Source organism: Neobacillus drentensis (genome assembly GCF_036965245.1).
Taxonomy (GTDB): domain Bacteria; phylum Bacillota; class Bacilli; order Bacillales; family Cytobacillaceae; genus Neobacillus; species Neobacillus drentensis_G.
Genome location: NZ_JBALPG010000250.1, coordinates 1 through 1154, shown reverse-complemented (window position 1 = coordinate 1154; position 1154 = coordinate 1). Strand labels below are relative to the sequence as shown.

The following is a 1154-nucleotide window of genomic DNA, read 5'->3' as shown; positions in this document are numbered from 1 at the left end:
TTCTTATTGAAGTAACGGGCAGATTAGCTTAAGAAGGATTAATAAGTTCTTGCAACGAATACCTTTTTTATGAGAATGAATTTAGATGTTTTATGGATAAAAGATCTCATTGTATAAAGGGAGAAATAACAATGAAAAGTGATAATGAGCTAAAAGCATATGCAATTGACGATGATTTTAAATTCTATATTGTACAGGTTGTCATTAGTCCTAATAAAGACGGTGCTGTTTATTGGTTAAGAGATGTAGCAGGTTATACTAATGTGGAGATGGCTAAATTTAAAATTTGGGAGTTTCCTCTGGATGATAACGTATATATAAAGGACTATGGAGAAATAACAGCAAGGGAACTTATGAAGGAAATTGAAGAATATCCTGCGGTAGTTTTCTCGAAGGTAAAAGATAAGGATTATTATGAAAATTGGTTATCGGATTATGAGCGTGGAGAAATGGATATTTGGGATAAATCTGATTTTGTAAAAACAAAAGAAGATTTAATATCATTTATTAATGAGTTAAGAATAGATTTAAAAAACAATGAAGAGAAATGGGAAAATATCACACTCGAAGCATATTTTGAGTCTTTGGAAGCTTGGATGACAGATACAAATTTGATTTCTGACAAACCTAGTTGGAAGGACTTTGCAAACATACTCTTATCGGGAAGATTTTATGAATAACTTTCCTTATTACACTAACTGGTGCCTTGATCCAGGAAGGATTAAGGCCTTTTTGTTTAATTACTTATTGAACTAACGAGCAGTTTAGTGGAACAAGAATATGGTAAAATTGAGTTACCAAATGTATGAATTTGTAGGAGAAAACAAGATGAAAGTTAGAAAAGATATGAGACAAAAATGCCCCAAGTGTGGTTATGAAAAATGTGCAACAAAAGTAGTGGTTGATAATCCTAATTACCCATCAGGTGTTATTTTAAGATGTAAGCAGTGCAAATCTATCTTTTCACTCGACAATGATGGAAAATGGGTATTTTTTAAGGACTGGTATTAAAGTTATTTTTTTACTAAAGGGTGCATAACTGGAACAACGGTAATGCTTTTTTCTTCTTTCACTAACTGGGCAGTTTAGTGAAAGAAGGACTTGTTATCTTTAAAGTCTTTTTTATTTAATTTAATACCTTGCATTATAGAGTA

General features: G+C 31.4%; 2 protein-coding genes. Both read left to right on the top strand.

Annotated features, from left to right (window positions below; genetic code table 11):
• Positions 1-131 precede the first annotated feature (131 nt).
• Positions 132-680: a DUF7660 family protein gene (locus V7150_RS26465; RefSeq protein ID WP_335524283.1), complete on the top strand. Its 549-nt coding sequence runs from the start codon at positions 132-134 to the stop codon at positions 678-680.
• Positions 681-801: 121 nt separating this feature from the next.
• Positions 802-1011, top strand: coding sequence for a hypothetical protein (locus tag V7150_RS26460; RefSeq protein WP_335524282.1), 210 nt, complete (start codon positions 802-804; stop codon positions 1009-1011).
• The last annotated feature ends 143 nt before the right edge of the window (positions 1012-1154 follow it).